Source organism: Brucella cytisi, assembly GCF_038433355.1.
Lineage (GTDB): Bacteria > Pseudomonadota > Alphaproteobacteria > Rhizobiales > Rhizobiaceae > Brucella > Brucella cytisi.
In genome coordinates this window covers 1-18,576 of record NZ_JBCAUP010000016.1, presented here as the reverse complement: position 1 = coordinate 18,576, position 18,576 = coordinate 1, and the positions used below count along the sequence as shown (strand labels likewise).

Sequence of the window (18,576 nt, the reverse complement as noted above, 5' to 3'; positions counted from 1 at the left end):
CCCATTAATGTTGCGTTATGGAACACCCCGTTCCCTGCAACCCTAACATATTGAAAATAAAAATAATACTACCGCAGGTAACGTGCCGGAAAATTTCAGCGCGGCCCCACCACGCCCGTCAATAGAGAAAAGCCCGACAGGTCTGCGGGAATCACCGCGCATCTGCCGGGCCTCGTCTTTCACTTCACCGGAAAGTGACGATCAGGAACCTATTCCGGAACCAGTTTCACTGGCAGGAAAAAGCTTCCAGTAACGCGGTCGGAAGGCGATGCGACTCTTTTCCGCGGCTGGATGTTCGGCTGGAATTTCGATCTCCACCCGCTCGCGTGCGCCGCCTACTTCCAGTTCGACACGCCGCTTGCCGCCCGAGCGACGGCTGGCGACCACCGTGCCTGCGATACAGCCGCCGCAACCGTCCAGCAATTCAACATCGTGCGGACGGAAGAAGAGCTGCGCGTCACCATCCGCCACATCCTGGACCGTCAATCCGATATTGCGATCCACCAGCCAGATCTCGCCCTTTTCGACCCGCACCGGAAGTGTGCTGGACTCGCCGATGAAGCCATAGACGCCGGGGGAATTCGGATTGTCATAGACTTCGTCGGGCGTGCCGACCTGCTCGATACGCCCCTGGCTCATCACCACCACGCGGTCGGCGAGCTCCAGCGCCTCGTCCTGATCGTGGGTCACGAAAACGGTCGTATGGCCGGTCTTGTCGTGAATCTCGCGCAGCCAACGACGCAGTTCCTTGCGCACCAGCGCATCAAGCGCGCCAAACGGTTCATCGAGAAGCAGGACTTTCGGTTCAATCGCCATGGCGCGGGCAAGCGCCACGCGCTGGCGCTGACCACCGGAAAGCTGCGCCGGATAGCGCTTCTCCAGTCCCTGTAGCTGCACGAGATCGAGCAATTCCAGCGCGCGGTTGCGAATATCGTCACTCGACGGACGCGTCGCGCTTGGACGCACCTTCAGGCCGAAGCCGATATTGTCCGCCACCGTCATATGACGGAACAACGCATAATGCTGAAAGACGAAGCCGACATTGCGCTCCTGAACGCTCTTCTGCGAGGCGTCCTCGTCGCCGAAGAAAATCGTGCCCTCAGTCGGGGTTTCCAGCCCGGCAATCAGGCGCAAAAGCGTGGTCTTGCCCGAACCGGAAGGCCCCAGCAAAGCGATCAGCTCGCCGGAACGAATATCCAGCGAGACATTATGCAACGCCGGGAAGCGAGCGAACTCCTTACGCACACCGGCAACACGAACTTCCATTCCCAATCCTTTCATCTGCCATAGCAGGACTATGCTTTATTTCTGCCGCCGAGCGGCTAATTGCCAGTTTGGGTGTCAGTGCCCGTTTCCACTGCCAGCCAGTTCATCGCCATAGCGCAGTTCCAGCGCCGTCTTGATCGCAAGCGTCAACAACGCCAGGAAAGCCAGCAACGATGCCACCGCAAATGCACCGACGAAGTTATATTCGTTGTAGAGAATTTCCACATGCAGCGGCATCGTATTGGTGAGACCGCGAATATGTCCAGAGACAACGGAAACAGCGCCGAACTCGCCCATTGCACGGGCATTGCAGAGCAGCACACCGTAAAGCAGCCCCCATTTGATATTGGGCAGCGTCACATAGCGGAACGTCTGCCAGCCATTGGCGCCAAGCGAAATCGCCGCCTCTTCATCGCCGGTTCCCTGTTCCTGCATCAGCGGGATCAGTTCGCGCGCGACGAAGGGAAACGTGACGAACACCGTCGCCAGCACGATGCCGGGAACGGCGAACAATATCTCGATACCGTGCCGTGACAGCCACGGCCCGAGCAGGCTGTGACTTGAGAAAAGCAGCACGAAAACAAGACCCGAAATGACCGGCGACACGGAAAACGGCAGATCGATCAGCGTCGTCAGCAGCGCCTTGCCCTTGAACTCGAACTTCGCGATTGCCCAAGCAGCTGCAATGCCGAAGATCAGATTGAGCGGCACGGCAATGGCCGCCACCATGTGGGTGAGCCTTATCGCAGCCCAGGCATCCGGCTCGACCAGTGCCGCCAGATATTCGCCTGCCCCCTTGCGGAAGGCTTCCACGAAAACCGCTATCACCGGCAGGATGAGGAACAGGGCCAGAAATGCCAGCGCCAGAGCGATCAGCGTGATGCGCGTCGCCGGGCTTTCCGTGACAGCGCTTCGGCTGTTGCGAGGAGCGGCAGAGACAGGTTCATTCGCCATGACCATATTTCCTCCGTGTCCACGACTGGATGAGATTGATGAAAAGCAACATCGCAAAGGAAAGCGCCAGCATCACCGTGGCAAGCGCCGTCGCCCCGGCATAATCATATTCCTCCAGCTTGATCACGATCAGAAGCGGCGCGATTTCCGAGACATAAGGCGTATTGCCCGCAATGAAGATCACCGAGCCATACTCGCCGACGCCGCGTGCAAAGGCGAGCGCGAAGCCGGTCAGGATGGCGGGTTGCAGGCTCGGCAGCAGCACCCGCCAGATGGTCTGAAACCGGGATGCGCCAAGCGTTGCCGCCGCCTCTTCGACCTCGCGGCTGATTTCCTCCATGATCGGCTGGACCGTGCGCACCACGAAGGGCAGACCGATGAAGATCAGCGCAATGATAATGCCCGCCCGCGAAAAAGCGATGCGAATGCCGAACGGAGCCAGCAGGCTGCCTATCCAGCCATTCGGCGCATAGATCGCGGCCAGCGCAATACCGGCCACTGCCGTCGGCAGCGCAAAGGGAATATCGACGATGGCATCAACGAAGCGGCGCCCCGGAAAGCGATAACGCACCAGAACCCAGGCGAGGATGACGCCGAAGACCACATTGACCAGCGCCGCGATGAAGGCGGTGCCGAAGCTCGTTTCAAGCGCTTTCAATGTGCGCTCATCGGTGACGAGGCGCCAGAAGCCGGAAAACCCTACTTCGGTGGAACGCAGCACCAATGCCGCAAGCGGAATGAGAATGAGAAGGGTCAGATAGGCAACACTGAAGCCGAACGTCAGCCCGAAACCGGGAATGACGCTCGGCTTTCTGAAGTGCGACCCTGCTCTGGCCCGTGCAGGGAGCGAAGACATGCGTTGGTTTGTTCCCTCTTCAGTACTTATTGTTACTGATTGCTCTCGAACTCCGGATTATTTTCCCGGCTTGTAGAGCTGGTCGAACGTTCCTCCATCGCCAAAATGATAGGGCTGTGCCTTGGCCCATCCGCCGAAAATCGGATCATCGATCGTCACCAGCGTCAAGTCCGGAAACTTGCGCTGCTTGTCGGCAGGGATGATGTCAGGCTTCGACGGACGGTAGAAATGCTTGGCGGCAAGCGCCTGACCTTCCGGCGAATACAGATATTCAAGATAGGCCTGCGCCAGCTTGGTGGTACCGTTTTCCTCTGCATTCTTGTCCACCACCGCGACCGGCGGTTCAGCCAGAATGGATTGCGGCGGAACGACGATGTCGAATGCATCCTCGCCAAATTCAGCCACCGAGAGATAGGCTTCGTTTTCCCAGGCAAGCAACACATCGCCGAGCTGACGCTGCACGAAAGTGGTTGTCGAGCCGCGCGCACCAGTATCGAGTACAGGCACATGGCGGAACAATTCGCCGATGTAATCCTTGATCTTCTGCTCGTCGCCACCGTATTGCTTGTAGGCCCAGGCCCATGCGGCGAGATAGTTCCAGCGGGCACCGCCAGAGGTCTTCGGGTTCGGCGTGATGACCTCGACGCCGTCCTTCACCAGATCGCCCCAGTCCTTGATGCCCTTCGGATTGCCCTTGCGCACAAGGAAAACGATGGTTGACGTATAGGGAGCCGAATTGTTGGGCAGGCGTTTGCGCCAGTCCTTGTCGATCTTGCCCGAAAGTGCGGCAATCGCATCGATATCGCTTTCGAGCGCCAGCGTAACCACATCGGCCTTGATGCCGTCGATCACCGAGCGCGCCTGCTTGCCCGACCCGCCGTGGGATGCGCGAATGGTGACGGTTTCGCCGGTTTCTGCCTTCCAGTGGGCGGCAAAAGCGGCGTTGTAATCCTTGTAAAGTTCACGCGTCGGATCGTAGGACACGTTCAGAAGTGTCTGATCGGCAAAGCTTGCCTGAACCGTTCCGGTCAGCGAAGCCGCAGCCACCAATGCTGCCAAAGTGAGCGAGAATCTCGATATCTTCATGACCGCCTCCATGTTTCACTGGCCAAGACAGTATCAGAGCTCTTTGAAGACAGGATGCCACAAGCCGGTCGTTATTTGAAACGACTTCGAAAAATCTACTCATTTTGTCGGAGAATTCGGAGATAATTTTTCCACCGGCATGTCGAAACACGCCGGTGATAGTATCATTAACTCATTGAGCCGACACCGGTCCGGCAACCGGTGAAGTTTGGGTGGGGAGGCTGTTCGTGGCCTGCCCCAGTTGGAGCGGAGGCTGCTTCGGCTCATTCCAGCCCATGAAGTTATAGAGCGTATAGCGCCAGACTCCGATCTCCTCGTGAAGCGCCAGATCGGTCATGAGGAAATACAGGCCCGGCGAAGACATGTTGGTATGCGATCCGGTCAGATAACCGGCCGCAACCGGCTCAGGCTTCACACCAAAATGTGCCAGATAAAGAAGATCGCGCTTCATCATCGGCGCAGCCTGTAGCAGAACAACTTTCGCCGGTCTGATCTCGCGCAGGATTGCTGCTACGTTCCTGGAGTTCTGCCAGCTGTTGCGGCTTTTCTCGTCAAGCAGGACGGAAGCCGGATCGACACCGGCCTTTTCCAGCTGCGTGGCGATTGATGCGGCTTCGGAAGCACCCGTTCCGGCTACATCGGCGCCGCTGGCGATGAACTTGCAGCGAAAACCCTTCTCGACACATTGTCGGTTCATGGCGACCGCCGCCAAAATTGGCCCGTAGGAGAAGGCAAGTGGTTCGACCACCTTCTGACCGTCGCCATCGACTGTCTGGCTTCCCATACCGAAGACGATGAAGGCAGTATTGTCTTCAAGCTGCGTCTGCAATTGCGATGAATAGGCCGATTGCAGGCGGCTCATCAGCGTGTTGGGAAGAATTGCCGAAGCAATTGCACCGTAAAAGATGGCCGCAAGGCCGATCAGAACGATTCCGGTCTTACGCCAATTGAAAAAATGAAGGAGCAATCCGGCAACAACAAAAGCCACGATCAGATTGAGCATCATATGGGATCACCAGGCTTCAGTATAAATTTCTAAATCAAGCTCACCCGATATAAGTGCCTGCTATGAGTACGAACAATCCCAATAATTTCAGATACAATCTTTCCAGCCTCGGAAGTGAGGCCCGGACTGGGGTTGCGGGGGGCAAGTATTCATCCGGGCCTCCGCCAATCTCGCGACCGGCAGGCTGATAACGGGCGAAACCTGTTTCGGTTGCAGGAAATGGGTCGCAGGCTGATTATTTTTGCTGTCGGGTAGCAACTTTACCGCGCCATATGATCGCTCTTGAACCGGGCCGCCGAAGAGTTATTTTCCCTGTATCGATTGGCTGACCAGAGGATTTTTCACCATGGCATATGGCAAGCGTTCCATTTGCACCCTTTTCGCGGTTATAGCAGGTCCGGCAATGCTCTTCGCGCCTTCTGTTTCGGCGCAGGCTCAGGATGCAACCCCCATCGAGCGGGTCGATTACATCTGCGAACGTGGGGTCGTCGTGCCTGTCACCTATATCCGCAATGGCAGTGCACCCGGCTTTGCGGTTCTCGATGCGGAAGGCAAGATGATCGCGCTGCAATGGCATGACAGTCTCAAGAAATATGTCGCCATCGATGAGCAGGACAGCTACCGCTGGAGCGACAAGGACGGTCAGGCTGTGCTGAGCCATCTCGAAGCCGATCACACCGCCAAGGAAGTGACGCTGCTGTCAGCCTGCCGTTCGGACGACTCGGAAGAATAGACGACCCTGTTATGGGACGAGGTAGTGCTTGTCCCACTGGTTCTGGGGCACTTCATCGCCGATATCGTAGCGAAACGAAACGATATTGATATGTTCCTCATCCGTCTTGCAGACAAAGGACAGCTTGTACCAGTGCTCGCGGCTGCGGAAGGCAGCGCCATCGGCCTCGATCGAGTTCTTCGTGGTCACGGGATCGGAGAAGGCATAGGCCAGAACCTTGTCGACCGAAAACTTCTGTTCCCGCGTGATGCGTTCCATTGCTTCCACGTCGCAACGTTGCTCAAGGCGGGTTGCCGGATCGAGCTTCTCGAGCTGGGCCTTTTCGGACGCATTCATTGCAAAAGACGGGGAAACCGCCGGGCCGAACGAGAGGAGACCAACAACAGCGGACGCAGGCAACACAAGGGATTTGAATTTCATCGGACTTTCGGGAACTCCTCGGCACTCACATTATCGGCGGCCATAATAAGCATGATTTGCGGCAATGTGCGGATCATCACCGGAAAGTTATCGAAGGCCACCCGTAAAAACCGCCATCCCCAAAATTCGTCCGCTCTGTGAACTATTCGTCGCTGTTCGGGTTCAACCCTTCCACATAGGTGCGGTTGCGTCCTTCTTTCTTGGCGGCGTAGAGGATTTTGTCGGCCTTATCGACCGCCTGCCAGAAATCACCCTGCTCCGGCAGACGGACACAGCCTATGCTGCATGTGACGCTGGCTTCCTTTGCGAGGCGCTGGAACTGGTGCCTCTCGATGTTCTGCCGCACGCCTTCCATAAGCTGGAAGACATTATCGGGATGCATGTCGTCGACACAGATTACGAACTCCTCGCCGCCAGTACGCGCAATCAGTGGCCGTTCGCCGATGAGCTTGCGCAGGATTCCAGCGAATTCCTTCAAAACCGCGTCGCCCGCCGCATGGCCATAGGCATCATTCAGCGCCTTGAAGTAATCGATATCGCAAACGGCAACCCAGCCGGGCACGCCCTTTTTCGTCTGTGAAAGCGCATCGTAGCGCATTTCCAGTCCGCGCCGGTTGAGGAGCCCGGTCAAGGGATCGCTGTCACGTTCATGCGACAGTTCGCCGATACGATCGTAACCGGCAGCGGCCAGCAAGGCGAAGCCTGTTACAACCGCTGCGATAGCGGTAGAAAACACCGTCCATTGCCAGAAAACAGTCGTTGCGAAATCGTCGCCATCGACATCGCCGAGCAGGGAGCGGGCGGTCAGAAGCGTGCGCGGCACGAATTGCAATGCCACCAGAACGAGCATGACCAGCAGCAGCTTGTCCACCAGCGGCCCCTTGAACAGCCGCCGCGCCTGCCATGCGAAAGAAAGGATCAACGTGGCCATGCCCAGATTGAGCACATAGACCCGCGACAGAAGATTGGGCTCAATATAGCAATAATACCAGACACCGCCGACGATGAGGGCAAAGCTCAATATGTAGAAGGCAGATGTAAGCCGCAGCCCGCTTCGCTGCAAAATGCCATAGCCGCCAACCAGCGTGCCTCCGACATAAAATGCGGCGGAAAGCACCGTGTTCAGATTGTCGTCCGAAGGGAAATCACCAAGCTGGACGAGCATTGCGAGGCCGATCAGCAGGAAACAAGCGCCGCAGGACACCAGAAACTGGCGGCCGCGATCGGAAAGCCACGCCGAGAAAAAGGCGAACGCGAACAGCAGCAAAACGGCGGGAAGTACAAATTTCATATAAATCTGACGCGCAAATTACAATTTCTGGGAGAAGTCTTATTGCGCCCTCTCAAGAAAATTACAATTGAGTAAATTAAAACCTCCGCGTGAACCAGCCATGCGTGGAGGACAAACCTGCTGCGCCAAACATCGCCATCCGCTATGCTTTCGCTCTTGATTTCGGCGGGCTGTCCGTGTTTGTAACCTGCAAACACTACTGTGATATCCGCCACGCAGTCCCGTCGCGAAAGGAAGAGACATGAAGCCCGTTTTCCTGCAACTGCAGTGCGCCCCCGGCAAGACCTACGAAGTTGCCGATACGCTCTTTCAGCGCGAAATCGTCTCCGAGCTTTATTCCACCAGCGGCGAATTCGACCTTCTGGCCAAGATCTACATTGCCGAGGATCAGGATATCGGCAAGTTCATCAACGAGAATGTTCTCAACATTCCCAACATCATCCGTTCACTGACGACGCTGACCTTCACCGCCTTCTGACGTCGCGGCCTCCAAAACCGGTAAAGGTTTGATTCACCATTAACGAATTATCATGCCGGCGAAGGGAACCTCTGCTTGCGCTCGCGCATTTCTTGCGTGAAGGGCTTACCTCAAAAAGGGAGGCAGCGAGACAAGTGATGAACGATCTTGGACAGCGGCGGGTATTGGTGGTGGAAGACGAGATTTTCGTCGCCCTCGATGTCGCCGCGACTGTCGAGGATGCGAACGGAACCGTTGTCGGTCCGGTCGGCACTGTCCGGCAGGCCATGGAACTCATCAATCGCAATGAAGTCGATGCGGCCATTCTCGATGTGAACCTCGCCGATGGCGACGTGGAAGCCGTGCTGGACCGGTTGAAGAGCCGTGATGTCTTCGTGGTCATCCATACCGGCGGTGGCCTTCCAGCACGCCTTGCGGCACGTTATCCCGGAATACCGGTCTTTCAGAAGCCTGTGCTGCCATCCCGGCTGACGCGCGCTCTGGCTTCCGCCTTTTCGTCGCATAGGGTGCAGCGAGCCTGATGCTGCGGAACGGCCCGGATTTCGCAACGGTTCTGAAGGAAGTCGAGGCTGACGCAAGCCCCGAGGAAAACACCCGCCCGCCGCAATTCGGGTTTGCTTCCACCGTCTTTTCCGTGGGTTTCGGCGATACGCCAGCACCCCCCCGCCAGCCGGACGATCTTGAAAGCCTATTCGATATTGAAAGCGTGCCGGAGGCTGCGCCCGAGCCTGAACAGGAAAGACAGGCAATAGAAGCGCGGATGCAGAAGCAGTCGCCGGATGTAATCCGCCAGGAGCTGGACCTGCATTCCGGCCTGAAACGCTCCGAACTGCAACGGCGGCGGCGCAGCTTTGCCGCAAGCAATCATCCGGACCGCCTGCCGGAAGAGTTTCGCCTTGCCGCGGAACAGCGAATGAAAACGGCGAATGCCCTGCTGGATGCAGCCATGGCTGACGCACCATCTTAAGGCTGAGCAACTTCCTTACGTTTTCAGCGCAATATCTTTTGCATTATAACAATAACGTGTTAGATTGCGGTTTCTGTGCCTGCGAAAGCTGTCGCACGCCGGAACCCTTTCCGTTGTCCGCAAGTCTGCGAATGGTTCAGCCCCGATAGTATGGGGCAATTTGCGCTTTGCTCAGCGGGAACGGTTCTGTCATATCGACGTTACACATTGGAATAGTTCCTAAAAGGTTTGAAAATGCCTCCTTATCGTTCGCGTACAACCACCCACGGTCGCAACATGGCCGGCGCGCGCGGCCTATGGCGCGCCACCGGCATGAAGGATGAGGATTTCGGCAAGCCGATTATTGCCGTGGTGAACTCGTTCACCCAATTCGTGCCGGGCCACGTTCACCTGAAGGACCTCGGCCAGCTCGTCGCGCGCGAAATCGAAAGCGCTGGTGGCGTGGCAAAAGAATTCAACACCATTGCGGTCGATGACGGCATCGCCATGGGTCACGACGGCATGCTCTATTCGCTGCCGTCGCGTGAACTCATCGCCGACTCGGTCGAATATATGGTCAATGCCCATTGCGCCGATGCGATGGTCTGCATTTCCAATTGCGACAAGATCACTCCCGGTATGCTGATGGCCGCTCTGCGCCTTAATATCCCGGTCGTGTTCGTTTCCGGCGGACCAATGGAAGCAGGCAAAGTCGTCTGGGACGATCAGGTCAAGAAGCTCGACCTCGTCGATGCGATGGTTGCAGCTGCCGACGACAGCTACACCGACGATCAGGTCAAGGCGATTGAACGCTCTGCCTGCCCGACATGCGGTTCGTGCTCAGGCATGTTCACCGCGAATTCGATGAACTGCCTCACCGAAGCGCTCGGCCTGTCGCTGCCGGGCAATGGCTCGACGCTCGCAACCCATGCCGACCGCAAGCGCCTCTTCGTGGAAGCCGGTCATCTGGTTGTTGATCTCGCCCGCCGTTATTACGAGCAGGACGACCAAAGCGTGCTGCCACGCTCGATTGCGAGCTTCCCGGCTTTTGAAAACGCCATGACACTCGACATCGCCATGGGCGGTTCGACCAATACGGTTCTGCATCTGCTTGCAGCTGCACAGGAAGCCGAGATCGACTTCACCATGGCCGACATCGACCGCCTGTCGCGCCGCGTGCCGGTGCTCTGCAAGGTCGCCCCTGCCAACAACACGGTTCACATGGAAGATGTGCATCGTGCGGGCGGCATCATGGGCATTCTCGGCCAGCTCGACAAGGCAGGCCTGATCAATACCGATCTGCCGACCGTGCACAGCGAAACGGTTGCCAAGGCGCTCGATCATTGGGACGTGACCCGCACCAACAGCGACATGGTGCACAAGTTCTATTCGGCGGCTCCCGGTGGCGTGCCGACGCAGGTTGCCTTCTCTCAGGAACGCCGCTTCGATCATGTCGATACCGACCGCGAAAAGGGCGTCATCCGCTCGAAGGAACATGCCTTCAGTCAGGATGGCGGTCTGGCCGTGCTTTACGGCAATCTGGCCGAAGACGGCTGCATCGTGAAGACGGCAGGCGTGGATGATTCCATCCTGAAGTTCTCCGGTCCGGCCCGCATCTTCGAAAGCCAGGATACCGCAGTACTCGGCATTCTGAATGGCAAGATCAAGGCTGGCGACATTGTGCTGATCCGCTATGAAGGTCCGCGCGGCGGCCCCGGAATGCAGGAAATGCTCTACCCGACCAGCTATCTGAAGTCGAAGGGCCTCGGCAAAGCCTGCGCGCTTATCACCGATGGACGTTTCTCGGGCGGCTCTTCGGGCCTCTCGATCGGCCACGTCTCGCCGGAAGCAGCCGAAGGCGGCACGATCGGGCTGGTGCGCGAAGGCGATATCATCGATATCGACATTCCGAACCGCAAGATCCACCTCGCCGTTGATGATGCGACGCTGGCCGAACGCCGCGCCGAGCAGGAAACAACCGGCTGGAAGCCTGCGGAAGAGCGCAGGCGGAAGATTTCCACCGCACTGAAAGCCTATGCCTCCATGGCAACCAGTGCCGCCAAAGGCGCGGTGCGGAAACTGCCGGATTGATTTCGTAAAAAAGTATTTTACTAAGGGCTCTTCGGAGCCCTTTTTATTTTTTCGGGAGACTGGAGATCATGAATTTCAGAACAATGCTATTTGCATCTATATCTGTTTCTTTATTATCAATTACTGCGACATACGGTGAAGAGCTCACCAAGCAGGATTATCTCGCACTCCCTGCGAAATCTTTGAAAATTTTCAATGTGCAATTCTCATCCAGAACATGGGAACTGCAATAAATCCATCTGCCTCTTCCTCCCTATTATCGACCAGCTTCACACAAAAGGCTTATGATCTTGGGAAGCAATATTATGAGGCACTAGAAAGCAACAAGATTAGTGTCATGGATCTCACGCTTGACATGTCTTCAGAGTTTAAACTGGACACAGTTGCAATCATGGCACGAGGCCCACAGGAAGTAATCGCTTTCAAATTAGGACGTATTTCAGTCAAAGCGACAACAGCCGACCTTCTTTATAAGGTTGGAGCTGTGAATGATGAGGGCGAAGTCGACACCTCCAAGTTCAGACAGAAATCTCCGGAACTTCTGGATGAATATTGCGACTTCGATGGACTGAACATGCCTGCTCCAATACTAGAGAAGCTGCAGCAGGACCTTAAATCATCCATCCATGAATAAGCTCAACGACTATTACTGAAGGACCCTCTCCACAGCAGGCATCAGATCGTTCTTCACTGACTCCGGCGTAAACGGCCCGACATGCTTGTAGACGATCTTGCCATTCTGATCGACGAGGAAGGTTTCCGGCACGCCGTAGACGCCCCATTCAATGGCTGAGCGTCCGGCACGGTCGGCACCGACTGCTGCAAAAGGATTGCCAAGATCGCCGAGAAAACGGCGCGCATTTTCCGGCTGGTCCTTGTAATTGAGGCCAACCACGCGGATACGTTCGTCCTTGGCGATTTCCATCAACAGCGGGTGCTCCTGACGGCAGGGAACGCACCACGATCCCCAGACATTCACCAGTGTCAGCTTGCCCTTAAACTCTTCGCTGTTGAGGCCAGGCACAGGCACGCCATCACGCACCAGCCCCTCGACGGGCGGCAGGTTCGTCGGTGGCGCATCCTTGCCGATCAGCGCGGAAGGGATCGTCGTATTGTCCCTGCCCGACAGAAGCTGGACTGCAAACACCGCCGCCAGTCCGACGAAAATCGCCAGCGGCAACAGGGCAACCCATGTGGAGCGCTTTTTCGGCGCGGCTGGCTTCTCGGTCGTTTCGGTCATTGTGCTTTACCGGGGGCTTTTGCAGAACGGCGGCGCACGCCCTGCGCCTCAAGCCGCTTCAATTCGTTTTTCTGGATACGCTGATCGATCAATATCCAGCCGATGGTGACGGCGAGTGCCGCGACCGTGATGCCATAGGATGCAAGAACATAGCCAAGATGGTTCATACTGCACCCTCCTGTGCTTTGCGATTGCGGTCGGCATTCCGTGCGGCAAGCTTCTTCATCGACGCCACGCGGCGGCGCCAGATTTCATTGCGCATGGCCATCATGTGCATGGTGAAAAACAGAAGTGAGAAGCCGATAGCCATCACGAAAAGCGGACGCAGCATGGATGCATCGATGGTCGGGCCGTCCATGCGGAAAACAGAGGCTGGCTGATGCAGCGTGTTCCACCAGTCGACCGAGAATTTGATGATCGGAATATTGATGAAGCCGACCAGTGTGAGCACCGCCACAGGTTTGGCGCTTTTCGCTGGATCGTCCATGGCGCGCGACAGCGCGATAATGCCGAGATACATCAGGAACAGCACGAAAACCGAAGTCAGCCGCGCATCCCACACCCACCACGTGCCCCACATCGGCTTGCCCCAGAGCGAACCGGTGGCGAGCGCAAGCGCGGTGAAGACGGCGCCCAAAGGAGCGGCTGCACGGATCGAGACATCGGCCAGCGGATGTCGCCAGACCAGCGTGCCCAGCGCCGAAACAGCCATGATCGAATAGCACATCATGGAAAGCCATGCGAAAGGCACATGAATATACATGATGCGAACCGTCATGCCCTGCTGGTAGTCTTCCGGCGACAGGAAAAAGACCATATAGAGACCAGTCGCCAGAAACAGTACCGAAAGCACGGCCAGCCATGGCAACACCTTGCCTGCAAAGGCAAGGAAGCGCGTGGGATTGGCCAGATCGAGCCAGCTCGTGGTTTTAACGGCGTCTTTGGTCATGTCTTTTTCCATGGCCTATACTTACCTTCCACCCCCGTGCCGTTCAATTGACCGTAATCAACTGCGTCAATCCGCCGAACTTTTCAGTGCCGCGCTCGCGGCCAGAGGCCCGAGGACGGCAAAGAACAGGGTGAGTGCTGCAAGAATAAGGAATGGCGCCAGAAAGGGCGCGTTGTCTACTGTCGCTCCATGCGAAGCTGATACACCGAAAATGAGCACCGGAATGGTGAGCGGCAGAACGATCACCGACACCAGCAACCCGCCACGCGGCAGCGCCACAGCAAGGGCTGCACCCACAGCGCCAATGAAGGCGATGGCAGGCGTTCCCACCAGAAGCGTCAGCGATGTTGCGCCGATTGCCGATGCATCCATGTTCATGAACAGGCCGAGCATTGGCGATGCGACCACCAGCGGCAGCACACTTGCCACCCAATGAGCCACGCATTTCACAAAAACCGTGAAGGCCAGCATGTGACTGTCCGCGCCGATCAGCAGCAGGTCGAGCGAACCATCCTCCCGGTCAGCCTGAAACAGCCGGTCGAGCCCCAGTAATGTCGCCAGCAACGCGCCGATCCACAGCATGGCAGGGCCGATGCGTGCGAGAAGATTGAGATCAGGCCCGACGCCGAAGGGCATCACCGAAATCACGGCCAGAAAGAATAGGATTCCGATCAGCGCGCCACCACCAGCGCGGAAACTGAGGCGCAAATCTCTCAGGAAAAGCGCCAGCATCAGGCAGCCTCGACTGCATAGGCGGCCATGTCGAGCGCGCTGACACCTTCAAGGCCAAGAGGAATATGCGTTGCAGCGACGATCATGCCGCCGTCCCGCATATGTCCGCGCATCAGCTCGGCGAAGCGGGCTTCGGACGCCTTGTCGAGACCAGCGGTCGGTTCATCGACGATCCAGAGCGGACGATGGCTGACCAGAAGCTTGGCAATGGAAACACGGCGCTTCTGCCCCGTCGACAGATAGCCGAAAGGCAGATGCTCCACGCCGGGCAGATCGACGGCTTCCAGCGCCTCATCGATCTCCGTTTGCGCAGCACCATTGAACTTCTGCCAGAAGGACAGGTTTTCACGCACGCTGAGCGCCGGTTTCATCGCGTTCTGATGGCCGAGATAATGGCAGGCGGCGCGCACCGGAAGAACTGTGCTATCCTCGCGAAGTTCCACCTTTCCTGCTTCTGGCAGAAGCAGGCCGCAGATGATTCGCAGCAGCGTGGACTTGCCCGAGCCATTCGGGCCTGTCACCACCAGCGCCTCGCCTTCACTGAGAGCAAAAGACAGGCCAGCGAAAATCGTTTCCCCGCCTCTCTCGCCCGCCAGATTTTCGGCTTCAAGCCGCATTTTATACCCTCTAAGCCCCGATAGATAATTGCCAGACCAATAGAACCGGAACCCCGGAAGATCTATGGAAAGGCATCGCAACATTTCGCCGCAAGGGGCCGAATTCACGATATTCTGTCTGGAATCGTTTTAGAAAACTCTCTATATGAGGGCTACCACGCCAGCGGTCGGCGTGGAAACCATTTTTGGCCGATCTCAACCTGTTGCCCTCAAGGACGCAGGCATCGGGACGGACAGCGGAAATGACTGCACCCGCACCTTGGCGCGTCCTTGAAACGCAGCAGAGGCGTTCGTCCTGGTTTTCCGGCCAGTAGCATGAAGGACGAACGCAGTGTCGCACATCGACAGCTTTAATTGCCGCAAAACCCTTACCGTAGGCGGTAAGGATTATGTTTATTACAGCCTGACCGAAGCCGAAAAGAACGGTCTCGAAGGCGTTTCCAAGCTTCCATTCTCCATGAAGGTTCTGCTCGAGAACCTGCTCCGCTTCGAGGACGACCGCTCCGTCAAGAAGTCGGACATCGAAGCTGTTGCCAAGTGGCTGAACGACCGCGGTTCCGCAGGCGCAGAAATCGCCTACCGCCCGGCCCGTGTACTGATGCAGGACTTCACCGGCGTTCCTGCCGTCGTTGACCTAGCAGCCATGCGCGATGGCCTCAAGGCTCTTGGCGGCGATCCGGAAAAGATCAACCCGCTCGTTCCCGTCGATCTCGTCATCGACCACTCGGTCATCGTCGACGAATTCGGCAATCCAAGCGCATTCAAGGCCAATGTGGACCTCGAATATCAGCGCAACGGCGAACGCTACCGCTTCCTTAAGTGGGGCCAGCAGGCATTCAAGAACTTCCGCGTCGTTCCTCCTGGCACCGGCATCTGCCATCAGGTGAACCTCGAATATCTCGCCCAGGCTGTCTGGACCAAGGAAGAAGACGGTGAAACCGTTGCCTATCCCGACACTTGCGTCGGCACCGACAGCCATACCACCATGGTCAACGGCCTTGGCGTGCTGGGCTGGGGCGTGGGCGGCATCGAAGCTGAAGCTGCCATGCTCGGCCAGCCGGTTTCCATGCTTCTGCCGGAAGTCGTCGGCTTCCGCCTGACCGGCAAGATCAAGGAAGGCGTGACCGCGACCGACCTCGTTCTCACCGTCACGCAGATGCTGCGCAAGAAGGGCGTTGTCGGCAAGTTCGTCGAGTTCTTCGGCGAAGGCCTCGAAAACATGACGCTGGCCGACCGCGCAACCATCGCCAACATGGGTCCGGAATATGGCGCGACCTGCGGCTTCTTCCCGGTTGACCGCGAAACGCTCAACTACATGAACACGACCGGCCGCGACGAGCATCGCATCGAACTCGTTGAAGCTTATTGCCGCGCACAGGGCATGTGGCGCGACAAGGGTGCAGCCGATCCGGTCTTCACCGACATTCTCGAACTCGACATGAGCGACGTCGTACCGTCGATGGCCGGTCCGAAGCGTCCGGAAGGCCGCATCGCACTGGAAAACATCGCTTCCGGTTTCGCCACCTCGCTCGAAAACGAGTACAAGAAGACCACCGGCCAGACCGCGCGTTATGCCGTTGAAGGCGAAGACTATGATCTCGGCCATGGCGATGTGGCGATTGCCGCCATCACGTCGTGCACCAACACCTCGAACCCGAGCGTGCTGATCGCGGCCGGCCTTCTGGCCCGCAACGCAGTTGCCAAGGGCCTCAAGACCAAGCCTTGGGTCAAGACCTCGCTTGCTCCCGGTTCCCAGGTCGTTGCCGCCTATCTCGAATCCGCTGGCCTCCAGAAGGATCTCGATGCGCTCGGCTTCAACCTCGTCGGCTTCGGCTGCACGACCTGCATCGGCAATTCCGGTCCGCTGCCTGCTCCGATCTCCAAGACGATCAACGAAAAGGGCCTGATCGCGGCTGCCGTTCTTTCCGGCAACCGTAACTTCGAAGGCCGTGTTTCGCCGGACGTTCAGGCCAACTACCTGGCTTCGCCGCCGCTCGTCGTCGCCCACGCTCTTGCCGGTACGGTCACCAAGGACCTGACCAAGGAGCCGCTCGGCGAAGACAAGGACGGAAACCCAGTATTCCTGCGCGACATCTGGCCTTCCTCTCAGGAAATCCAGGAGTTCATCGCCAAGAACGTCACCCGCAAAATCTTCTCCGAAAAATATGCGGATGTGTTCAAGGGTGACGAAAACTGGCAGGCCGTTCAGGTTCCTGCGGGCCAGACCTATGCATGGGACGACAACTCGACCTATGTGCAGAACCCGCCTTACTTCGTCGGCATGGGCAAGTCGGCTGGCACGATCGGCGACGTCAAGGGTGCCCGCATTCTGGGTCTCTTCGGCGACAAGATCACGACCGACCATATTTCGCCTGCCGGTTCTATCAAGGCACAGTCGCCAGCTGGCAAGTACCTCATCGACCATGGTGTCGGCGTGGCTGACTTCAACCAGTACGGCACGCGTCGCGGCAACCATGAAGTGATGATGCGCGGCACCTTCGCAAACATCCGTATCCGCAACCACATGCTGGGCGAAAACGGACGTGAAGGTGGCTACACCATCCACTATCCGTCGAAGGAAGAAACCTCGATCTATGATGCTGCCATGCAGTACAAGGCCGAGGGCGTTCCGCTCGTCGTCTTCGCAGGCGTCGAATACGGCAACGGTTCTTCGCGTGACTGGGCTGCCAAGGGCACCAACCTGCTCGGCGTCAAGGCCGTGATCGCGCAGTCGTTCGAGCGTATCCACCGCTCCAACCTCGTCGGCATGGGCATTGTGCCTTTCGTCTTCGAGGAAGGCACGAGCTGGCAGACACTCGGCCTCAAGGGCGATGAAATGGTCACCATCGAAGGTCTTGCCGATGTGCGTCCGCGCCAGAAGGTCGACGCTTCGATCACTTTTGCCGATGGCACGGTGAAGAAGGTTCCGCTCATCTGCCGCATCGATACGCTGGACGAGCTCGACTACATGAAGAACGGCGGCATTTTGCAGACCGTTCTGCGCGATCTCGCTGCTTAATCAGCACGCGCTTGAAATTCAGAAGCCGCCGGAGAAATCCGGCGGCTTTTTTATTTTGGATTAGAGCGTTTCCGTTTTTCTCTGAATCGAATGCGCTTCCCAAATCAGTTTTGTTCTGATTCACTGATGCTGGCTGGATGGAGGCCAGCGTTGGATGACCGCACCGATATCGAATGATCTTCGAGAGCGCGTTATTGCCGCCGTGCTGAGTGGCGAAAGCGTTCGTTCAGTGGCGACGCGGTTTGAAATTGCCGCATCTTCAGTCGTAAAATGGTCCCAGCGCCATCGTGCGACCGGATCGGTTCATCCCGGCAAGATGGGCGGCCACCGCAAGCGGATACTCGAACCGCATCGTGATATCATTGTGCAACGGCTCGCCGAGAACCCACACCTGACACTCCATGGCCTGAAGGCGGCGTTGACCGAGCGGGGTATTTCCGTCTCGCACAATACGATCTGGGAATTCATTCGCAGTGAAGGGCTGCGCTTCAAAAAAAACACTATTCGCCCTTGAGCAAGCTCGTGCCGACGTCGCTCGCAAAAGACAGCGCTGGAAGACCCTGCAAAATCACCTTGATCCCGAACGGCTGGTCTTCATTGATGAGACCTGGATCAAGACCAACATGTCGCCGATCAGAGGCTGGGGTCCAAAAGGCAAGCGACTGCGGGCATTTGCACCGCATGGCCACTGGCGCACGCTGACATTCCTGGGCGCTTTGAGAAACGATCAGCTTACAGCACCCTGTGTCTTCGACGGACCGATGAACGGCCAGTGTTTCCGCGCCTATGTCGAGCAGCAGTTGGTCCCGGTGCTCAAGCCAGGCGACATTGTCGTCATGGACAATCTCGGCAGCCATAAGTCGGCAACCATCCGTCAATTGATCAAAGCCGC

19 protein-coding genes and 1 pseudogene are annotated in these 18,576 nt (G+C 57.4%); 8 read left to right on the top strand and 12 right to left on the bottom strand.

The annotated features are described in order from the left end of the window. Positions 1–201: 201 nt before the first annotated feature. The 5 genes from AAE521_RS16160 to AAE521_RS16140 form a co-directional block, all read right to left on the bottom strand. Positions 202–1,266: a sulfate/molybdate ABC transporter ATP-binding protein gene (locus AAE521_RS16160; RefSeq protein ID WP_071632885.1), complete on the bottom strand. Its 1,065-nt coding sequence runs from the start codon at positions 1,264–1,266 to the stop codon at positions 202–204. Positions 1,267–1,341: 75 nt separating this feature from the next. Further along, a complete protein-coding gene (gene cysW, locus AAE521_RS16155; RefSeq protein WP_342061843.1) occupies positions 1,342–2,220 on the bottom strand; it encodes a sulfate ABC transporter permease subunit CysW in 879 nt (292 codons plus the stop codon). Beyond that, positions 2,210–3,076 carry a sulfate ABC transporter permease subunit CysT gene (gene cysT, locus AAE521_RS16150; RefSeq protein WP_010657957.1) on the bottom strand — a complete coding sequence of 289 codons (867 nt, stop codon included), beginning with the start codon at positions 3,074–3,076 and terminating at the stop codon, positions 2,210–2,212. The genes cysW and cysT overlap by 11 nt, the downstream gene beginning before the upstream one ends. A gap of 57 nt (positions 3,077–3,133) precedes the next feature. Continuing rightward, on the bottom strand, positions 3,134–4,162 hold the full coding sequence (locus AAE521_RS16145) for a sulfate ABC transporter substrate-binding protein (RefSeq protein ID WP_010657956.1): 1,029 nt from the start codon (positions 4,160–4,162) through the stop codon (positions 3,134–3,136). A gap of 172 nt (positions 4,163–4,334) precedes the next feature. Next, positions 4,335–5,168 carry a YdcF family protein gene (locus AAE521_RS16140; RefSeq protein ID WP_342061842.1) on the bottom strand — a complete coding sequence of 278 codons (834 nt, stop codon included), beginning with the start codon at positions 5,166–5,168 and terminating at the stop codon, positions 4,335–4,337. 346 nt (positions 5,169–5,514) lie between these two features. Here AAE521_RS16140 and AAE521_RS16135 point away from each other — a divergent pair, with 346 nt between their 5' ends. Next, positions 5,515–5,901, top strand: coding sequence for a lysozyme inhibitor (locus AAE521_RS16135; RefSeq protein ID WP_342061841.1), 387 nt, complete (start codon positions 5,515–5,517; stop codon positions 5,899–5,901). A gap of 9 nt (positions 5,902–5,910) precedes the next feature. Here AAE521_RS16135 and AAE521_RS16130 read toward each other — a convergent pair whose 3' ends face one another. Both AAE521_RS16130 and AAE521_RS16125 read right to left on the bottom strand, forming a co-directional pair. Next, positions 5,911–6,321 (bottom strand): DUF930 domain-containing protein, encoded by a 411-nt coding sequence (locus AAE521_RS16130; RefSeq protein WP_010657953.1) that lies wholly within the window; start codon positions 6,319–6,321, stop codon positions 5,911–5,913. 142 nt (positions 6,322–6,463) lie between these two features. Beyond that, complete coding sequence (locus AAE521_RS16125; protein ID WP_342061840.1) at positions 6,464–7,612, bottom strand: diguanylate cyclase domain-containing protein; 1,149 nt, start codon at positions 7,610–7,612, stop codon at positions 6,464–6,466. Between the two features lie 241 nt (positions 7,613–7,853). Between AAE521_RS16125 and AAE521_RS16120 the strand changes: the two genes are divergently transcribed. The 5 genes from AAE521_RS16120 to AAE521_RS16100 all read left to right on the top strand — a co-directional run bounded on the left by AAE521_RS16120 (position 7,854) and on the right by AAE521_RS16100 (position 11,761). Then, positions 7,854–8,090, top strand: coding sequence for an Lrp/AsnC ligand binding domain-containing protein (locus AAE521_RS16120; RefSeq protein WP_010657951.1), 237 nt, complete (start codon positions 7,854–7,856; stop codon positions 8,088–8,090). A gap of 137 nt (positions 8,091–8,227) precedes the next feature. Beyond that, positions 8,228–8,611: a response regulator gene (locus AAE521_RS16115; RefSeq protein ID WP_342061839.1), complete on the top strand. Its 384-nt coding sequence runs from the start codon at positions 8,228–8,230 to the stop codon at positions 8,609–8,611. Beyond that, a complete protein-coding gene (locus AAE521_RS16110) occupies positions 8,611–9,057 on the top strand; it encodes a hypothetical protein (protein ID WP_342061838.1) in 447 nt (148 codons plus the stop codon). Before AAE521_RS16115 ends, AAE521_RS16110 begins: the two co-directional genes overlap by 1 nt. A 234-nt stretch (positions 9,058–9,291) precedes the next feature. Next, complete coding sequence (gene ilvD, locus AAE521_RS16105) at positions 9,292–11,127, top strand: dihydroxy-acid dehydratase (protein WP_342061837.1); 1,836 nt, start codon at positions 9,292–9,294, stop codon at positions 11,125–11,127. Positions 11,128–11,464: 337 nt separating this feature from the next. Beyond that, positions 11,465–11,761 (top strand): hypothetical protein, encoded by a 297-nt coding sequence (locus AAE521_RS16100; RefSeq protein WP_342061836.1) that lies wholly within the window; start codon positions 11,465–11,467, stop codon positions 11,759–11,761. A 12-nt stretch (positions 11,762–11,773) separates the two neighbouring features. Here AAE521_RS16100 and AAE521_RS16095 read toward each other — a convergent pair whose 3' ends face one another. From AAE521_RS16095 to ccmA, 5 genes are all read right to left on the bottom strand, one after another. Further along, a complete protein-coding gene (locus AAE521_RS16095; protein WP_342061835.1) occupies positions 11,774–12,367 on the bottom strand; it encodes a DsbE family thiol:disulfide interchange protein in 594 nt (197 codons plus the stop codon). Beyond that, positions 12,364–12,534, bottom strand: a complete 171-nt coding sequence (ccmD, locus tag AAE521_RS16090) for a heme exporter protein CcmD (protein WP_010657945.1) — start codon at positions 12,532–12,534, stop codon at positions 12,364–12,366. Before ccmD ends, AAE521_RS16095 begins: the two co-directional genes overlap by 4 nt. After that, positions 12,531–13,316, bottom strand: coding sequence for a heme ABC transporter permease (locus AAE521_RS16085; RefSeq protein ID WP_342061834.1), 786 nt, complete (start codon positions 13,314–13,316; stop codon positions 12,531–12,533). Before AAE521_RS16085 ends, ccmD begins: the two co-directional genes overlap by 4 nt. Positions 13,317–13,382: 66 nt before the next feature. Continuing rightward, the gene (gene ccmB / locus AAE521_RS16080; RefSeq protein WP_029925999.1) at positions 13,383–14,048 is read right to left on the bottom strand and encodes a heme exporter protein CcmB; all 666 of its coding nucleotides are present in this window, start codon (positions 14,046–14,048) and stop codon (positions 13,383–13,385) included. Continuing rightward, positions 14,048–14,665, bottom strand: a complete 618-nt coding sequence (ccmA, locus tag AAE521_RS16075) for a heme ABC exporter ATP-binding protein CcmA (protein WP_342061833.1) — start codon at positions 14,663–14,665, stop codon at positions 14,048–14,050. Before ccmA ends, ccmB begins: the two co-directional genes overlap by 1 nt. Positions 14,666–14,996: 331 nt before the next feature. On the opposite strand from ccmA, the gene acnA reads away from it, so the two are divergent. Both acnA and AAE521_RS16065 read left to right on the top strand, forming a co-directional pair. After that, positions 14,997–17,684, top strand: a complete 2,688-nt coding sequence (gene acnA, locus AAE521_RS16070; protein ID WP_342061832.1) for an aconitate hydratase AcnA — start codon at positions 14,997–14,999, stop codon at positions 17,682–17,684. A 154-nt stretch (positions 17,685–17,838) separates the two neighbouring features. After that, positions 17,839–18,576, top strand: a pseudogene (locus AAE521_RS16065) (IS630 family transposase); the annotation flags it as partial.